A 14,380-nucleotide genomic window follows, 5' to 3' on the forward strand; every position below is an offset into this window, starting at 1 on the left:
GGAACCACTCATTTCATCGTTAGTTCGATCGCATGTGCTGTACAAGGAATCGTATCGCCTTGCTGGAAGGAAAGCGGAGAAAGCAATGCGCCTGTTGCAATCAACAGCACCCGTTTATATTTCCTCGCCAGCAGCTTATTATAGATGTGACTCAAATAGACTGCCGCCGAACAGCCGGCGCCGCTTGCTCCTGAAAAAAAAGCGGAGTCGCCGCCGTAAAACTCTTGGCCGGCGTCCCTGAAATTGGATGTATATGTTATTCCTTCTAATTTCACAAGTTCTTTCAGTATCGTGAGGCCTGTTTTTCCGAGGTCACCTGTCATGATGACGTCGTAATCACTTGGCGATGCGCCGTGTCCTTCCAAATGACGCATTAACGTATCCGCCGCTGCCGGCGCCATGGCGGATCCCATGTTCAGCGGATCGGTCGTCCCTAGATCGATGACTTTGCCAAATGTTCCGCGTTCAATGCACGGAAGGCCTGCAGCATATGGAGTAATTGCCGCAGCCCCTGCTGCCGTCACGGTCCATTGCGCCGCATCCCCTTTTTGCACACCGTATTCAATCGGATATCTGAACTGCCTCTCAATTGCATTGTGCTGGCTTGAGGAGCCCGCGATGGCAAGTTCCGATATGCCCAGTTCAGTCATCATGGCAGCGGCCAGCATGGAGGAGACAGAAGTCGCACACGCGGAGAACATGCCGAGGAACGGGATGCCTAAAGATTCCGCACAGAAATTTGATGGTGTCATCTGATTGACGAGGTCGCCTGTCAGCAGGATATCGGCATCTTCGGGCACCGCACTTACTTTACTGAGCGCAATCATCACAGCATCTTCCATTAATTTTGCATGGGCATGTTCATTTGTATCGAGCCCGCATCGCTCACTGACGTATAATTTATCGAACTCATCTTGGAAAGGGCTCTTCTTTTGTTCCAAAGGGCCTGCCACCACGCCTGTCGAAGCGATGGACGGCGTCGATTTGAATTGGACGCACCCGCGTGTCACCATGAGACGACCCCCAATTTCACAAGGATGGTTTTAATCAAGGCGACCGCAAACGCGGAAAAGACGCCGTATAGGATGACAGATCCTGCAAGTTTGAATATATTCCCGCCGACACCGAGGACATATCCTTCCGTCCGGTGCTCAATCGCGGATGAGACGACCGCGTTCCCAAATCCCGTAATCGGAACAGCGGCACCCGCCCCGCCAAACTGGCCAATTTTCTTATAGAGGCCAAAGCCGGTGAGCAGCATCGCGAAAAAGACCATCGTCGCCACAGTCGGATTGCTGGCAGTCCTCTCCGTGAAATCAAAGAATGTAATGTAGAACAACGCAACAAATTGGCCGATCAGGCAAATGGTCCCTCCGGTGAGAAATGCTTTCAGGCAATTCTTCAAGACAGGCGGCTTCGGTGACAGCTGTTGCTCAAACTTCGGATAGTTCTCTTTTTTCATCAGGTCTCTTCCTTCAAAAGTGATAACAGATTATCGATCTTAGTGCTTCTACCTTTTCTTTCACCGCTGTCGATCAGCTTGTTCGTCTCATAAAGGATTTTACTGTCAGCGGACACAGTGACATTCATGTCAGGAAACTCCTCTTGCAATTTCTTTTCAAGCTCTTTAGCGACTTTCTTCTTCTTATACCGGGAAAATGTTTCAACCCGGACACCAACAAGCAGATACTTATCATGCATGACGATTGCCGAAGACTTGATCCGCTTATCCTTCTTCACGATAGCTTCAGCCGCCTCTCCATTCTCATCCGTGCCGTTCTCCATCCTGAAAGCATCTTTGGAGCAGCCTGCGAGCAGAAGCATGGAAAGGAGAATGAAGATTACTCCTTTACGCACATCCATCCCCTCCCTTTTTTTCACAGTATGGCATTCAGGGCAAAACTTTATTCATACCCGTGTTGTCCGCCCTGCTGCCCATGTAGCAGCCGCATAAGGTATAGGGAACTGAAAAGGAGGTGGAATGAATGGGATGTGGAAGAAATGAAGACGTAAGTGATGTACGTCGTCACGATAACTGCATTTGTGAAGTGGTCCGCGCAATCAAACGCGTGCAGGATATCCGGGATGATATCGACTGTGACGATTGCAGAACAGACTGCTTCTTAACTCCGCTTGGCAGCCTTGTCAGCCCAGCACGCCAGCGCGCAAACACACGTGTGTTCATGTTGCTAGACGAACAAGGAAATCCATTCAAAGCGTTATTCAACCGTAGACGGGCAGCAAGGGAAAACGAAACGACAAACGAGCAGAATCGTGCTAGAGAGTGTGCAACTTGCTTCTCAATATTCTTTAGAGTACAAAATATTTTCGATAACTGCTGTGCGACTCTGCAAGTATTGGAGCCACGCGATGCGAGAGGCAGAGCCATCGACTTGTTCAAGAACGGTAAACTTGACCTTGATGCGGTATGCGACGCTGTCCGCTTTGAGGCGACCGGCTCCTGTGTCACAGTTGACTTGACTTGCTTCTGCGGCATCCAGTGTATCCGTGATGTCTTCATCGAGTGCGATGAAGTGTGATTCGCTGAGCGACTAATGTGAGCGCCGGACGGACCGATTTCTCGGTCCCCCGGCGTTTTTGCTGTTCCTTGGGAGCGGATCGGCGGAAGAGATTGCTTAGTTTCGGGGCGTGATTGCTCTGTTAGGGGGACAGGTTGCTTTGTTGCTGGGTGTTGTTGCGCTGTTTGGATGCCGCCTTGCTTCGTAAATGCTGAGGGTTGCTTCATTTGGACAACTGATTGCTTCTTTGTGATGAACAGCGAACGATATAGCCGTCGCGGCAGATTGACCTGTTCAGCCTGCACTTGCAGCCAAAAAAACGGAGTTGTCCACAAAGACGAAAATCGCCAGAACCGGCACGCTTTCCGCGGGCACGGCCCGAGCCTCCTCGCTTCACTGCGGGGTCTCGGACTCGTGCTGTTCCCGCAGGAGTCGGCCGTTTCTGGCGATTTTCTATATCCTCTTGAAAAATATTTCTTCAAGTCCTTGCAATAAGTTCTATACTTTCTGGACAGCCCCGTTCAGTCGTTTATTTCAAATGGCTGGCCGCGCCAGAGGATCGACTCAATTTCACCCGCTGAAATGGTCATGACATCCGTCTCCACCCCGTGGGGATCTACCCAAATGGTATCTTCCTCCATTTTCCGGATGGTCCCTTTGATCCGTTCATCCGGCAGAATGAACGTGAGCGGACTGTATGCCTGCCGCCGGAATGGATTGTTCAGATACGCAAGTGTTTCCATGACTTTATGCGGCCTTATTGCCGGCTGCGCCTCATATCGCTCTTCCATGCCAAAGTCGTCATCCACTTCCTGAAGCGGTTCGGCGATATAGCCCGCGCTCGCCGGGGAGCCCGTTCTCTCCTCCTCTTTCATGACGAAGACAGACGTGCTCTCTTCATCCACAACGACGATCCGTGTATATACCGGAGGCCCCTGTACAAACAATAGCGGTTTTTGCATGCGAATGATTTGTACCCCCTTTGCTAGCAGTATATGCGCCTAGGTTTCAGGGAGTTCATTCGGAAATCGGACGTTTGTCAGGTGAGCTTGCTGATGAATGTTGTCGCCAGCCCCAGATAGATCAGGATACTGATGACGTCGTTCAGCGTTGTGATGAACGGTCCGGAAGCGACAGCCGGGTCGATTTTCATTCGATGCATGAAGATCGGAATGAAGGATCCCGACAATGTCGCGACAAAGATGGAAACGAGGATTGCTGCACCGACTAACAGCGCAATGATGAACTCATGCTTCCAGACAAAGATAAGGCCGATGACGAAGATGCAGCAGATGAGGCCTGTAATGAGCCCGGTTCCCGCTTCTCTCATGAGCAGCTTCAGTTTGCTTTCCTCTTCAATGTCGCGTGTCGCAATTCCGCGGACCGCGACGGCAAGCGCCTGGGTGCCGCTGTTTCCGGCAGTTCCCGCAATGAGCGGAATGAATGCGGCCAGCAGGGCGACCTGCGAAATCGTTTCGGTGAACATATCGATCAGGTTCGCGGTCAGCATGCCGAGGACCAGCAGGATCAAGAGCCATGGGATCCTCTTTTTGGCTGCGGACAGGGAGTCTTTGTCGATCGAATCCATATTCGCGACACCGGCGAGTTTGGAGTAGTCGTCCGATGCCTCTTCATCCAAGACGTCGATGATGTCATCGACAGTGATGATTCCGAGCAGGTGATCCTGGAAATCGACAACCGGCACGGCGAGCAAGTTATAGTCCTGCGTCTTCCGCGCGACGTCTTCCTGGTCGTCAGAAACGAGCACGCTGACGACACGGTCGTTCATGATGTCCCGGATCAGCGCGTCCTCTTCCGCGATGATCAGATCACGGAGCGAGACGACGCCAGTCAGTTTGTTGTCATCCGCGACGACGAACACGTAGTAGATCGTTTCGGCGCCCGGGGCTTCATTCCGCAGGATGGTCATGGCGGAGCGGACCGTCGAGTTTTCGGGTATGGATACATATTCCGTCGTCATGATCGATCCGGCGGTATATTCTTCGTAGTGCAGGAGCGATTTGATCTCCGCCGCCGCTTCCTTATCCATCAGCGTCAAATAGCTGGCGATCTGGGACTTGTCAAGTTCTTTCAGGACATCGACCGCATTATCGACGAACATATGCGAAATCATATGTGCCGCATACGTCGTGTCCATCTCCTGAAGGAACTCTTTGTACTCGCCGTCATCGATTTCACTTGTCTCAAATATTTCAGCAAGCTCTTTCGGCGAGAGGTATTGGTAGATCCGCCCGCGTAATTCCGGCGTGATCCGTTCGTAGTAAATCGCCCGGTCATATGGGTGAAGGGACAGATACTCCTCGCGGAACGTCCAAATATCATCCCGCTCCAGAGCGTTCGTCAATTTTTCTTCATCAATCGTGATGTCTTCTTTGTTTTCTTCAAACTCAGTCATGGCTGCACCTTCCTTTCCACTCTGCCATGCATCGGGGCATGATATCAAGATATACTAGTGATACGCTAAAGCTGTCATCCTCTTCATGAAAGGAGTCCAGTTCTGATGAAATACGATATTATCGGTGACATCCATGGGTGCTTTGAGGAGCTGATGGAACTGATCGAAAAGCTCGGGTATTCCCTCATTAACGGCATTCCGCAACATCCGGACGGCCGTCAGCTCGCGTTTGCCGGGGACGCGATGGACCGCGGGCCGGCATCGCTGAAAACGCTTGTTTTCCTGTTCGGCATGCAGGATGCGGGAGTATTGCACTATGCGCCCGGGAACCACTGCAATAAGTTCTATCGGTATGCGAAAGGCAATCATGTCCAGCTGACGCATGGCCTGGAGACGACTGTTGCCGAGCTGGATGCCATGCCGCCGATGGAAAGGGAGGCATTTCTCGTGCGGTACCGCAGATTTTACGAATTGCTGCCGCCCTATGTGATGGCCGAAAATGGACAACTCATTATCGCACATGCCGGCATCCATGAACATATGATTGGAGCCCCAATTTCAAAGAGCATCCGCACGTTTGTCACCTATGGCGATATTACTGGCAAGACGATGCAGGACGGCCGGCCCGAGCGGCGTGATTGGGCGAAGCACTACAAAGGCGCCCCGTTCATCGTCTATGGCCATACCCCGGTGGAAGAGGCCCGGTTCATCCATAACACGGTCAACATCGATACGGGCTGTGTGTTCGGAGGCAAGCTGACCGCCGTCCGGTATCCCGAAAAGACAGTCGCTTCCGTCCCTTCCCGTCAGCCCTTCATGCCCGAAAAGTTCACTCATTTTGACGACTAGCGAGATGCTGCAGATCTCGGGGAAGGGCGCTGCGGAACACTTGCGCTTCGCCTGACAGAGGGTGGAGGAAACGGATCTCTTCGCAATGAAGGGCCTGCCTGCCAAGCAGCTGCAGCGATCCGCCGTACAGGTCGTCGCCGACGAGCGGATGGCCGAGCCACTGCATATGGACGCGGATCTGATGCGTCCTTCCTGTATAGAGCGTCAAAGCAGCTTCCGTATAGGCATAGCCGGCTGCATCAAAACAAGCGAGCGGTTCCACGTCCGTCCGGGCATATTGCCCGTCAGGCCGGACCGTCCGCTCGATAATGCTCCCTTCTTTCCGGCCAATCGGCTGCTCGATGGAGATCGTTTCATCAGGGAGAATGCCTTCCACAAACGCGATATACCGCCGGCCGAACCCAGTCGCACTCATCTGTACGCTAAGCAGGTGATGGATATGCCGGTTTTTTGCGATGCATATGACGCCGGATGTATCACGGTCGAGGCGGGTGACGACATGCACGGTGCTCGCGACTCCTTCACGCCTGAATTTGCCGAGGACGAAGTTTGCAATCGTGCCATCCGGCTGATCCCTCGAAGGAATCGTCGCCTGCCCGGCTGGTTTATCAAGAATCAGGATTGCCTCGTCCTCATACAAGATCTCAAGCGGCCCTTCTTGCGCGAACAGGCCATCGCTCGCCTGCTCTCTTGGAAACAGGACAGATACGGCATCACCGGGTGCAAGCAGGTGGCGTACTGTCCGTTCAGTCCCATTGACGAGAAGGCGGCCGCCTTCGAATTTTGTAGCGGCAAGCGTCTTTTTGGAGATTCCTTTTTCCCGCAAGAATTCCCGCAGCAGCATCTCTTCCTGAACTGTGAAATCGAGCCGGAACCGACTCTCTTCCATTGTCATCAGTCCTCACTCGCGATGAACGAATCGTGGACGCGTTTCCAGAACGGGAACGGACGGAATCTGGCAAACTTCACGCGCTGCCCCGCCACTTTGTATTCGATCGATTTTACGCCTTTATGCAGAAGCTGAAGATGATCGATTGTCACCATGAAATCTGGGCCTTTCACCGGCCGCAGCACACAATTATGATGTGCGGGCAATATCAGGGGAGAGCCGACGGTACGGAACACCCGGTTATTGATCGACGCCATTTCCGTCAGCTGCATCGCTGGGAGTGACGGATGGATGATCGCTCCGCCAAGCGCTTTATTGTACGCGGTGGAGCCGGACGGCGTCGACATGCAGAGGCCGTCCCCCCGGAACCGCTCAAAATGGAGGCCATTGAGTTCCACGTCCATGACGAGCGTCACATCAGGCGATTTGACTGTAGATTCATTGAGCGCAAGATACGTCGCGGTCTTTTCGGAATGGCTGTAGTTGATGCTCACTTCTAATAAAGGGTACTCGATCGTCTCGTATTCCTTCCGGGCGATTGAAATGACGAGCTTTTCGATTTCTATCGGTTTCCAATCGGCATAGAAGCCGAGGTGTCCGGTATGGATGCCGACGAATGCGGTATGATCCAGGCGATGGATATACTTGTGGAACGCATGGAGGAGCGTCCCGTCGCCGCCGATCGACAGGACGACATCCGGCTCCTCCTCGTTATATTCAAGCCCGAAATCAGCGAGATAGCCTTTCGCTTCGTCCCTTAGCCGCTCTGATATTTCATCGGTCCGCGTCTGGATAGCAAACTTCATGGCCCCTACTCCCCTTTCCATTTCCGGTCGCCGTAATCGCGTTCCGTCGTTTCTTTATATGTGCTGAAATAACGCTGGGCGTCGTGGATTTCGTCGCGGATGAGGGACATCTCCTCATCCAGCCGGAAAGCGGCTTCCGCCGCACGCTCCAGGCGGTGCCTGATCTCGTCCGGCAATTCTCCGCGGTATTTATAATTCAAGGAATGCTCGATGGACGCCCAGAAGTTCATTGCAAGCGTCCGGATCTGGATTTCAGCGAGGATGGTCTTCTCCCCGTGGATCGTCTGCACCGGGTACTCGATGATCATATGATACGACCGATAGCCGCTCGCTTTTTTATTTGAGATGTAATCGCGTTCCTCGACAACCGTCATATCGGTGCGCTGCCGAAGGATCTGGACAACTTTGCCGATATCATCGACAAACTGGCACATGAGGCGGACGCCCGCAATATCCGGCAGCTCCTTCGCAAGTGCTTCGGAAGGCTCGAACGGAATTTTCTTCTCCAGCGTTTTGTCATAGATGCTGGCAAGCGGCTTCAGGCGGCCTGTGACGAATTCGACCGGTGTATGTACATTTTCTATTTCGAATTGCGAGCGAAGGCCTTTCAATTTCACTTTCAGTTCGGCGACCGCCTGCTTATACGGTCCGAGAAATTGCTTCCATTCATTCATATGACCGGCACTCCCTTCGTCCTTTACTCCGCCCCTTGCAGCACGGATTCAAATTGGCTTTCGACAGCAGTGGTGAATTCCTCTCCGTAGTTGTCGTTCCCTTCGATGTTGAAAATGAGCATTTCCAGCTCTTCCTTAAATCCTGTCAGCTCAGTTTCCGCGTCTCCCGCCTTCAGGATCGGCCGCTTCCCTTCCGTCAGCACTTCAGCCATCGCCGGCCAGACATCTTTCGGGAAATGGATGTACGTATAGCCGTCTTCCTTTTCGAGCAGGTAGACGAACGCCTCGTTGTCCGAATCGGTGATCATCTTGCCGGAGGGTGTCCCCCCTTCTCCTGCTGTGCCTTCTAGCAAGAAATATATCGTTTGTTCCTGTATGATCGTCTTTGCGACTTCGTTTTGTTTACGCATTCGTTCTACTTCCTTTCAGTAATCATACGTTCAGTCTACCATATGCGCACTTTTCATGCAGTCTGGAATATGCGATTCACCTCAATCCTTGGTATACTGGAAGCAAGGGACTCCCGCCTCTAAGGGAGATCATCAGAAGCAGTCCCTGAAAGGAAGATTGGTATGGATTCACACATGATCCGCACGTTACTTGATATAAATGCAATGCAGACATTAGGCTCTGTTCAGACATACGCAAACGCAGGAGGGACAACAGGGATTTTCGATGAATTGCTCGGTGAATTGATGGGCTCGGGCGATTCCTCGATCACCGAAGCGCTCACCTCCCAGTCCGCCTCCCTGCTCAGCAGCATGGGCACTGATTCCCTGCAATACGCCGGGATCAACCCTGTATTCGTGCCCGCGATGCTATCAGGCGGTTTGGAGACGCAACGGGGAAATGCCGCCCCCATTTCAAACAGCTATCATGAAACCGGTGATATCGCGAATATTATAAAGGAAGCCGCTCAGCGATTCGGCGTGCCCGAGAATCTGATCTCCGCTGTCATCAAGCAGGAGAGTGACTTCAATCCAAAGGCGCTCAGCCATGCGGGAGCTGCCGGGCTCATGCAGCTGATGCCTGGAACAGCACGGCACCTCGGCGTGACGGACAGCTTTGATCCGCAGCAGAACGTCATGGGCGGCGCGAAATATCTGCGCCAAATGCTCGACCAGTTCGGCAATGACGTCCGCCTTGCACTGGCCGCTTATAACGCAGGTCCCGGAAATGTAAGGAAATACGGAGGAATTCCGCCGTTCAAAGAGACACAGCAGTATGTCCAAAAGGTCCTTGGCCATTATCAAAATCTCACTGTTTAAATCATTGCAAGGCTATTTGTTTGTGAAAGAATACCCTCGTTGATAAAATGTCATTACAGTCAGAGCAAAGGAGATTGACATAAATGACTCGAAAACCTTTGATCCCTTATGAGGAGATCGGTGCCGAAACGTTATCGGAACTTATCGACCGTTTTTACGAAAAAGTTGCTGTCCACCCGGACCTGTATCCGATTTTCCCTAAAGACCTGACAGAAACTGCACGGAAACAAAAACAATTCCAGACGCAATATTTGGGAGGACCCAATTTATATACCGAAGAGCACGGTCATCCGATGATGAAGGCACGCCATATGCCATTCCCAATCACACCGACGCGGGCTAAGGCATGGCTTTCATGCATGGCTGAAGCGATGGATGAAGTCGGCCTTGACGGCCCTCTCCGCGAGATATACTATCAACGGCTCGTCTTGACCGCGAACCACATGGTGAACCGGAATGAGGGTGATGATCGGTGAACAGAAGGCTTCTTTTGGAAGATCCGGTTACACCTTCTTCCCAGTCGCGGCCGATTGAACTATATGTATTCGTCGATCCATTGTGCAAAGATTGCTGGGAACTGCAGCCCGCCCTGCGGAAACTGCAAATCGAATATGAGCGGTATTTCTCGCTCCAAATCGCACTTCGTACGTCATTGCCGAAGACGAACATGATCTGCATCGGGCAAGACGACTCGAAAGCTTGTGAAAAAAGCCATCCCGCCTTTCCGAGCATCGCTGTCAAAGCGGCGGAGTTCCAAGGAAAACGCGCGGGCTTCCGCTTCCTTTCCAAACTGTATGAGTATACATTCCTCAAAAACCGGAATGTGACCTCATTTTCCGTACTCGTTGAAATTGCCGAAAGGCTGAAATTGGATGTTGATGAGTTCATCCGCGACTTCTCTTCTAAAAATGTGATGCGTTCTCTTCAAGTGGACTTATACCTGGCAAATGAAATGGAAGTAGAGGAAGCGCCGACATTCGTATTTTTCAACGGCAATATCGAAGACGAGGGCCTGATGGTAAGCGGGCTGTATCAATATGAAGTGTATGAACAGATCCTGGAAGAGCTGCTTGGCAGTCCTGCAAGCCCGGAATGTCCTCCGAAGCTCGATGATCTCTTCAACCGGTTCGATACATTATCGACAAATGAAATAGCCGAAATTTATTCCATTTCCGAAAAAGAGGCGGACCGCGAGTTGAAGAAGCGGCTCCTGCAGCAAAAAGTGGAGCGGCTTCCACTAGAGCGGACGACACTTTGGCGAAAAAAGGCGTAAAAACCCGATTCCATCGAGGAATCGGGTTTTTGTATATCTGTAAATATGCATGTACATACGAAGACCATCCCTCCTGGGGGAGAGGGATGGTCCTTAAAAGGGAATGGGAGAAATGTTCACGTTCAAACAAAAGGGGTGTATGTTTGGTTTGTGATTTATTTCACGTCTATAATTTATCACGGAATAATAGTTGAGTCAACATTTCACAATGCATTTCACATAGATGTCACAAATAGATCTGCCGGAAACACTATTGCAGTAGTCACTGCAGAGGTCCTCTTTCCAAAAAGTAATGAGAAGTCAAAAATGTAAGCGCTTCATTTTTCATTATAGAGATATAACGTACTCGACAAGATTATACAAAATTATACAGAGAGCTGTGGAATGCTGATGCGCTGGGTATCAGGACGGTCCAGCGGGCGCGAGATGGTGATTTGGTGTACATGCAGGAGCGCGTGGCGCAGCTGATGTGGGAACTGGTGCCGGGGCTTGAGAACACTGCCGCCGGAGTCGGGAGAACTGACGCGGTGCAGCGCGAACTGGCGGCAGGCCGGATGGATTGGCGCTGCTGCGGCCTCCCCCCTGTTTACCCGCATAGATCTTCACTCTTTTTCGTCCGGCTCCAGACGCAAACAGCCGCCCGGGATGATCCCAGGGCGGCCGCTTTGTCTTGCTTATGATTGTTTGTTCAATAGCTCTTCCAATTCGTTCAGGCGCTCTTCGAACACTTTGCACGCCTCTTCGATCGGTGCCGCGCTTGCCATGTCGACGCCCGCTTTTTTCAGCACTTCGATCGGGTAGTCGGATGAACCGGCTTTCAGGAAGTTGTTGATGTAGCGGTCGACTGCCGGCTGCCCTTCCGTCAGGATCTGATGGCTGAGTGCGACAGCTGCGCTGAAGCCAGTCGCATATTGGTAGACGTAGTAGTTGTAGTAGAAGTGAGGGATCCGTGCCCATTCGAGGCCGATCTCCTTGTCTTCCTCCACCGCGTCTCCGAAATACTTCTGGTTCAATGCGTAATATTCTTCCGTCAGCTTGTCAGCTGTGAGCGGAACACCTTGCTGATCGAGCTGGTGGATCAAGTGCTCGAACTCGGCGAACATCGTCTGGCGGAAGACCGTTCCACGGAACCCGTCGAGCCAGTGGTTCAGCAAGTAGATGCGTTTCTGCTCGTCGTCAATCGTCTTGAGCAGGTGATCGTTCAAAATCGCTTCGTTCACTGTGGACGCCACTTCCGCGACGAAGATCGAGTAGCCGCTATAGATGAACGGCTGGCTCTTCCGGGAGTAGTAGCTATGGACACTATGGCCGAATTCATGCGCCAATGTGAACATGTTATCGATGTTGTTCTGCCAGTTCATGAGGATGTACGGATTTGTTCCGTAGGCACCGGACGAATAGGCGCCGGAACGCTTCCCTTTGTTCTCACGGACATCCACCCAGCGGTTCTCAAGGCCTTCTTTTACGATGGATGTATATTCTTCGCCAAGCGGGTGGAAGCTCTCCAGCATCGTCTGCTTCCCTTCCTCATATGGCACCTTCATGTCGACATCCTTCACTAGCGGAGTGAACATATCCCACATATGAAGTTCATTCAGCTCGAGCACTTTCTTGCGAAGCGCTACATAGCGGTGCAGGAGCCCGAGATTCTTATTGATAGTCGCGACGAGGTTGTCATACACTTCCTCTGGGATATGGTTTTCCGACAAAGCCGCCTGCCGTGCGGATTCGTAGTTGCGGATCCGCGCGTTGATGTTATGGCTTTTCACGTTCCCGGACAATGTGGAGGCGAACGTGTTGCGGAAATCGCCGTACGTGCCGTACATCGCTTTGAATGCCTCTTCCCGGACGCGAGGGTCTGTGCTCTCCAGGAAGTTGATATAGCGGCCGTGTGACAGCTCAACTTCCTCCCCGTTCTCGTCTTTGATCATCGGGAATTTCAAATCGGCATTGTTCAGCATGCTGAATGTGTTGGACGGGCTGCCCGCCACTTCACGCATTTGCGCGAGAAGCGCTTCCTTGTCAGCGGACAGGATATGCGGGCGCATCTTATTCAATTCCTCAAACTCATGCTTGTAGATCTTCAAGTCGTCGTTGTTTGCAGCAAGGCTGTTCAGTTCCTCTTCTGAAATCGACAAGAGTTCCGGCGTGAAGTAGGAAAGCGCGGTAGAAACCTTCACGGAAAGTGATCTTGCACGGCTCTCCATCGCCTGATACTTGCTGTTCGTTGTATCCTGGTCGTTCTTCAGGTGCGCGTAATTATACAATCTGCCAAGACGCTCATAGAGTTCATTCCGGTAGGAAAGGGCTTTTGCCAGAGCATCCGCACCGTCCTGCAATGTCCCTTTGAAGGACTCCGCTTTAGAGGTGAGCTCCTCAAGTTCTTTGTATTCTTGTTCCCATGCTTCATCTGTCGCGAAAATATCTTCAAGGCGCCATGTATCTTCGACTTTCACTTCTTCGCGTGTCAATACTTTGTTCTTTGTATCCGTTGTCATTCTGTCTCCTCCTTCTCGCTTTTCTTCGGAAAGCGAATCAAATTCATTTTCTCAAGTTCGCGCCTGTTTTGCAAGAAATCTATCAGAAAGTATGCGCAAAATCTTATTTTCGCCAAGTTTTTCTGCTGATTCAAATGAAGTGATGCCCCATTCTTCCAGCATCTTGAGATATGCAGTACATGCACTGGTCTGGCTTTCCGTCTCGCCTGCGAAGCCGGAGACGAAACGGTGCAGAAACCGAAGCGGAGCTGCGCCGAATGGAAAGTCTGCGTTCCGGATGGCAACGAGCAGACGCAGCTGCCATTCCGCATCATGCTCTCTGAACGACTCCGCATTTTCCACCGGCAGCCCGATCCAGCCGGGCAAGTTCTCAGGGCGGATCCGGAGTGTATAACAGCATCTTAGAAAAGGATTTTTGACGCCCCTGCGATTGTTGAAAATACGGGTTGCTAGAAACTCCTTCCGCTTGGCGGAATAGAGGGAGGCGTACTGCTGGATCATCTCAAAGGTGAGCGGCCGGGGAATCGCGAAGGGGAACGGCTGCAGCCGGGCGGGCAGCTTCAAATGCATGCCGATATAGCGCTGCCCTGCCACATGCAGAAGGCCGCTGAAGTAATGGAATGATTCACTAAGGGGGTGATAGGTAAGAAGATGGGTTGGGGTTAAAAAGTGCTCTTGGAACTTCGAAAGCCGGATCATATTGAGGCCGAGGGGCAGCGCTTGCAATTTTGCCGGGGTAAGCAAAATCCAAAGCGGTTCCATTCCTGCGTTCCGGTATCCTTCCGTCCGTTCCTCCACTTCCGAAAGCGGAATCGTGCTGCACTGGAACTCAATAGGCTGCCGGCGGCCTTCGTGCATGGCTAACAGGTCGGGCCGTTGCCGCAGATCCGGCAAATAAGGCTCCAGCTCGGCGTCGCGGCCGCTTTGCCGGATGCATTTGAGCAACTGATCTTTCCCGAGCAGATGCTCTTTCGTCTCGCCCTCTGAAAACGATGTCTCGCAATCTGATGCACGCAGATGGGCAAAATGCGGAATGACGACATCGCCCGCCTTCAACTGGACTGGTTCACCGCACTGCGGACAGGTGAATGACCGGGTCCGCCGCAAACGGATCAGCTCCGTTTTGGAGCGTTCCAGTGAATGGACGATGGCGCCATTGGAATCTACAGCTAGTAAGATGATCATCCC

16 protein-coding genes are annotated in these 14,380 nt (G+C 52.1%); 5 read left to right on the forward strand and 11 right to left on the reverse strand.

Going from position 1 to position 14,380, the window contains the following annotated elements:
• Positions 1 to 8: 8 nt before the first annotated feature.
• Genes ACZ5FK_RS05255 through ACZ5FK_RS05265 form a run of 3 tightly spaced genes read right to left on the reverse strand, consistent with a single transcriptional unit; the run spans position 9 to position 1,857 of the window.
• Positions 9 to 1,013 (reverse strand): stage V sporulation protein AD, encoded by a 1,005-nt coding sequence (locus ACZ5FK_RS05255; RefSeq protein ID WP_464806855.1) that lies wholly within the window; start codon positions 1,011 to 1,013, stop codon positions 9 to 11.
• The gene (gene spoVAC / locus ACZ5FK_RS05260) at positions 1,007 to 1,462 is read right to left on the reverse strand and encodes a stage V sporulation protein AC (protein WP_464806856.1); all 456 of its coding nucleotides are present in this window, start codon (positions 1,460 to 1,462) and stop codon (positions 1,007 to 1,009) included. Before spoVAC ends, ACZ5FK_RS05255 begins: the two co-directional genes overlap by 7 nt.
• On the reverse strand, positions 1,462 to 1,857 hold the full coding sequence (locus ACZ5FK_RS05265; RefSeq protein WP_464806857.1) for a YhcN/YlaJ family sporulation lipoprotein: 396 nt from the start codon (positions 1,855 to 1,857) through the stop codon (positions 1,462 to 1,464). The genes spoVAC and ACZ5FK_RS05265 overlap by 1 nt, the downstream gene beginning before the upstream one ends.
• A gap of 128 nt (positions 1,858 to 1,985) precedes the next feature.
• On the opposite strand from ACZ5FK_RS05265, the gene ACZ5FK_RS05270 reads away from it, so the two are divergent.
• Entirely contained in the window at positions 1,986 to 2,540 is a 555-nt protein-coding gene (locus ACZ5FK_RS05270) for a CotY/CotZ family spore coat protein (RefSeq protein ID WP_464806858.1), read from the forward strand.
• Positions 2,541 to 3,040: 500 nt separating this feature from the next.
• Here the strand turns inward: ACZ5FK_RS05270 and ACZ5FK_RS05275 are convergent, their stop codons facing one another.
• Together ACZ5FK_RS05275 and mgtE are read right to left on the reverse strand one after the other, a co-directional pair.
• Positions 3,041 to 3,481, reverse strand: a complete 441-nt coding sequence (locus ACZ5FK_RS05275; RefSeq protein ID WP_464806859.1) for a hypothetical protein — start codon at positions 3,479 to 3,481, stop codon at positions 3,041 to 3,043.
• Between the two features lie 77 nt (positions 3,482 to 3,558).
• A complete protein-coding gene (gene mgtE, locus ACZ5FK_RS05280; protein ID WP_464806860.1) occupies positions 3,559 to 4,935 on the reverse strand; it encodes a magnesium transporter in 1,377 nt (458 codons plus the stop codon).
• A gap of 105 nt (positions 4,936 to 5,040) precedes the next feature.
• Here mgtE and prpE point away from each other — a divergent pair, with 105 nt between their 5' ends.
• On the forward strand, positions 5,041 to 5,784 hold the full coding sequence (prpE, locus tag ACZ5FK_RS05285) for a bis(5'-nucleosyl)-tetraphosphatase PrpE (RefSeq protein WP_464806861.1): 744 nt from the start codon (positions 5,041 to 5,043) through the stop codon (positions 5,782 to 5,784).
• Here prpE and ACZ5FK_RS05290 read toward each other — a convergent pair.
• From ACZ5FK_RS05290 to ACZ5FK_RS05305, 4 genes are read right to left on the reverse strand one after another with little or no spacing between them, the layout of a single operon-like run.
• On the reverse strand, positions 5,765 to 6,673 hold the full coding sequence (locus tag ACZ5FK_RS05290; protein ID WP_464806862.1) for an RluA family pseudouridine synthase: 909 nt from the start codon (positions 6,671 to 6,673) through the stop codon (positions 5,765 to 5,767). The genes prpE and ACZ5FK_RS05290 overlap by 20 nt on opposite strands.
• 5 nt (positions 6,674 to 6,678) lie before the next feature.
• Positions 6,679 to 7,479, reverse strand: coding sequence for an NAD kinase (locus ACZ5FK_RS05295; RefSeq protein WP_464806863.1), 801 nt, complete (start codon positions 7,477 to 7,479; stop codon positions 6,679 to 6,681).
• Positions 7,480 to 7,484: 5 nt separating this feature from the next.
• Positions 7,485 to 8,153 carry a GTP diphosphokinase gene (gene yjbM, locus ACZ5FK_RS05300; protein ID WP_464806864.1) on the reverse strand — a complete coding sequence of 223 codons (669 nt, stop codon included), beginning with the start codon at positions 8,151 to 8,153 and terminating at the stop codon, positions 7,485 to 7,487.
• Between the two features lie 23 nt (positions 8,154 to 8,176).
• On the reverse strand, positions 8,177 to 8,563 hold the full coding sequence (locus ACZ5FK_RS05305; RefSeq protein ID WP_464806865.1) for a UPF0738 family protein: 387 nt from the start codon (positions 8,561 to 8,563) through the stop codon (positions 8,177 to 8,179).
• A 162-nt stretch (positions 8,564 to 8,725) separates the two neighbouring features.
• On the opposite strand from ACZ5FK_RS05305, the gene ACZ5FK_RS05310 reads away from it, so the two are divergent.
• From ACZ5FK_RS05310 to ACZ5FK_RS05320, 3 genes are all read left to right on the forward strand, one after another.
• Positions 8,726 to 9,421, forward strand: a complete 696-nt coding sequence (locus ACZ5FK_RS05310) for a lytic transglycosylase domain-containing protein (RefSeq protein WP_464806866.1) — start codon at positions 8,726 to 8,728, stop codon at positions 9,419 to 9,421.
• A gap of 83 nt (positions 9,422 to 9,504) precedes the next feature.
• A complete protein-coding gene (locus tag ACZ5FK_RS05315) occupies positions 9,505 to 9,897 on the forward strand; it encodes a globin domain-containing protein (RefSeq protein WP_464806867.1) in 393 nt (130 codons plus the stop codon).
• Positions 9,894 to 10,694 carry a DsbA family protein gene (locus tag ACZ5FK_RS05320; RefSeq protein ID WP_464806868.1) on the forward strand — a complete coding sequence of 267 codons (801 nt, stop codon included), beginning with the start codon at positions 9,894 to 9,896 and terminating at the stop codon, positions 10,692 to 10,694. The genes ACZ5FK_RS05315 and ACZ5FK_RS05320 overlap by 4 nt, the downstream gene beginning before the upstream one ends.
• A 674-nt stretch (positions 10,695 to 11,368) precedes the next feature.
• On the opposite strand, the gene pepF is transcribed toward ACZ5FK_RS05320, so the two are convergent.
• Both pepF and ACZ5FK_RS05330 read right to left on the reverse strand, forming a co-directional pair.
• Positions 11,369 to 13,192 carry an oligoendopeptidase F gene (gene pepF, locus ACZ5FK_RS05325; protein ID WP_464806869.1) on the reverse strand — a complete coding sequence of 608 codons (1,824 nt, stop codon included), beginning with the start codon at positions 13,190 to 13,192 and terminating at the stop codon, positions 11,369 to 11,371.
• A 51-nt stretch (positions 13,193 to 13,243) separates the two neighbouring features.
• Positions 13,244 to 14,377, reverse strand: a complete 1,134-nt coding sequence (locus ACZ5FK_RS05330) for a competence protein CoiA (RefSeq protein WP_464806870.1) — start codon at positions 14,375 to 14,377, stop codon at positions 13,244 to 13,246.
• Positions 14,378 to 14,380: the final 3 nt, after the last annotated feature.

The sequence above is a fragment of the Sporosarcina sp. GTC18466 genome (assembly GCF_055389225.1).

Excerpts from the sequence above, each read along its gene's own strand:
- ACZ5FK_RS05270 (WP_464806858.1), top strand. The coding sequence starts at position 1,986 with ATGGGATGTGGAAGAAATGAAGACGTAAGTGATGTACGTCGTCACGAT.
- spoVAC (WP_464806856.1), bottom strand. The coding sequence starts at position 1,462 with ATGAAAAAAGAGAACTATCCGAAGTTTGAGCAACAGCTGTCACCGAAG.
- ACZ5FK_RS05310 (WP_464806866.1), top strand. The coding sequence starts at position 8,726 with ATGGATTCACACATGATCCGCACGTTACTTGATATAAATGCAATGCAG.
- ACZ5FK_RS05330 (WP_464806870.1), bottom strand. The coding sequence starts at position 14,377 with ATGATCATCTTACTAGCTGTAGATTCCAATGGCGCCATCGTCCATTCA.
- mgtE (WP_464806860.1), bottom strand. The coding sequence starts at position 4,935 with ATGACTGAGTTTGAAGAAAACAAAGAAGACATCACGATTGATGAAGAA.
- prpE (WP_464806861.1), top strand. The coding sequence starts at position 5,041 with ATGAAATACGATATTATCGGTGACATCCATGGGTGCTTTGAGGAGCTG.
- ACZ5FK_RS05305 (WP_464806865.1), bottom strand. The coding sequence starts at position 8,563 with ATGCGTAAACAAAACGAAGTCGCAAAGACGATCATACAGGAACAAACG.
- yjbM (WP_464806864.1), bottom strand. The coding sequence starts at position 8,153 with ATGAATGAATGGAAGCAATTTCTCGGACCGTATAAGCAGGCGGTCGCC.
- ACZ5FK_RS05295 (WP_464806863.1), bottom strand. The coding sequence starts at position 7,479 with ATGAAGTTTGCTATCCAGACGCGGACCGATGAAATATCAGAGCGGCTA.
- ACZ5FK_RS05275 (WP_464806859.1), bottom strand. The coding sequence starts at position 3,481 with ATGCAAAAACCGCTATTGTTTGTACAGGGGCCTCCGGTATATACACGG.
- ACZ5FK_RS05255 (WP_464806855.1), bottom strand. The coding sequence starts at position 1,013 with ATGGTGACACGCGGGTGCGTCCAATTCAAATCGACGCCGTCCATCGCT.
- ACZ5FK_RS05290 (WP_464806862.1), bottom strand. The coding sequence starts at position 6,673 with ATGGAAGAGAGTCGGTTCCGGCTCGATTTCACAGTTCAGGAAGAGATG.
- pepF (WP_464806869.1), bottom strand. The coding sequence starts at position 13,192 with ATGACAACGGATACAAAGAACAAAGTATTGACACGCGAAGAAGTGAAA.
- ACZ5FK_RS05315 (WP_464806867.1), top strand. The coding sequence starts at position 9,505 with ATGACTCGAAAACCTTTGATCCCTTATGAGGAGATCGGTGCCGAAACG.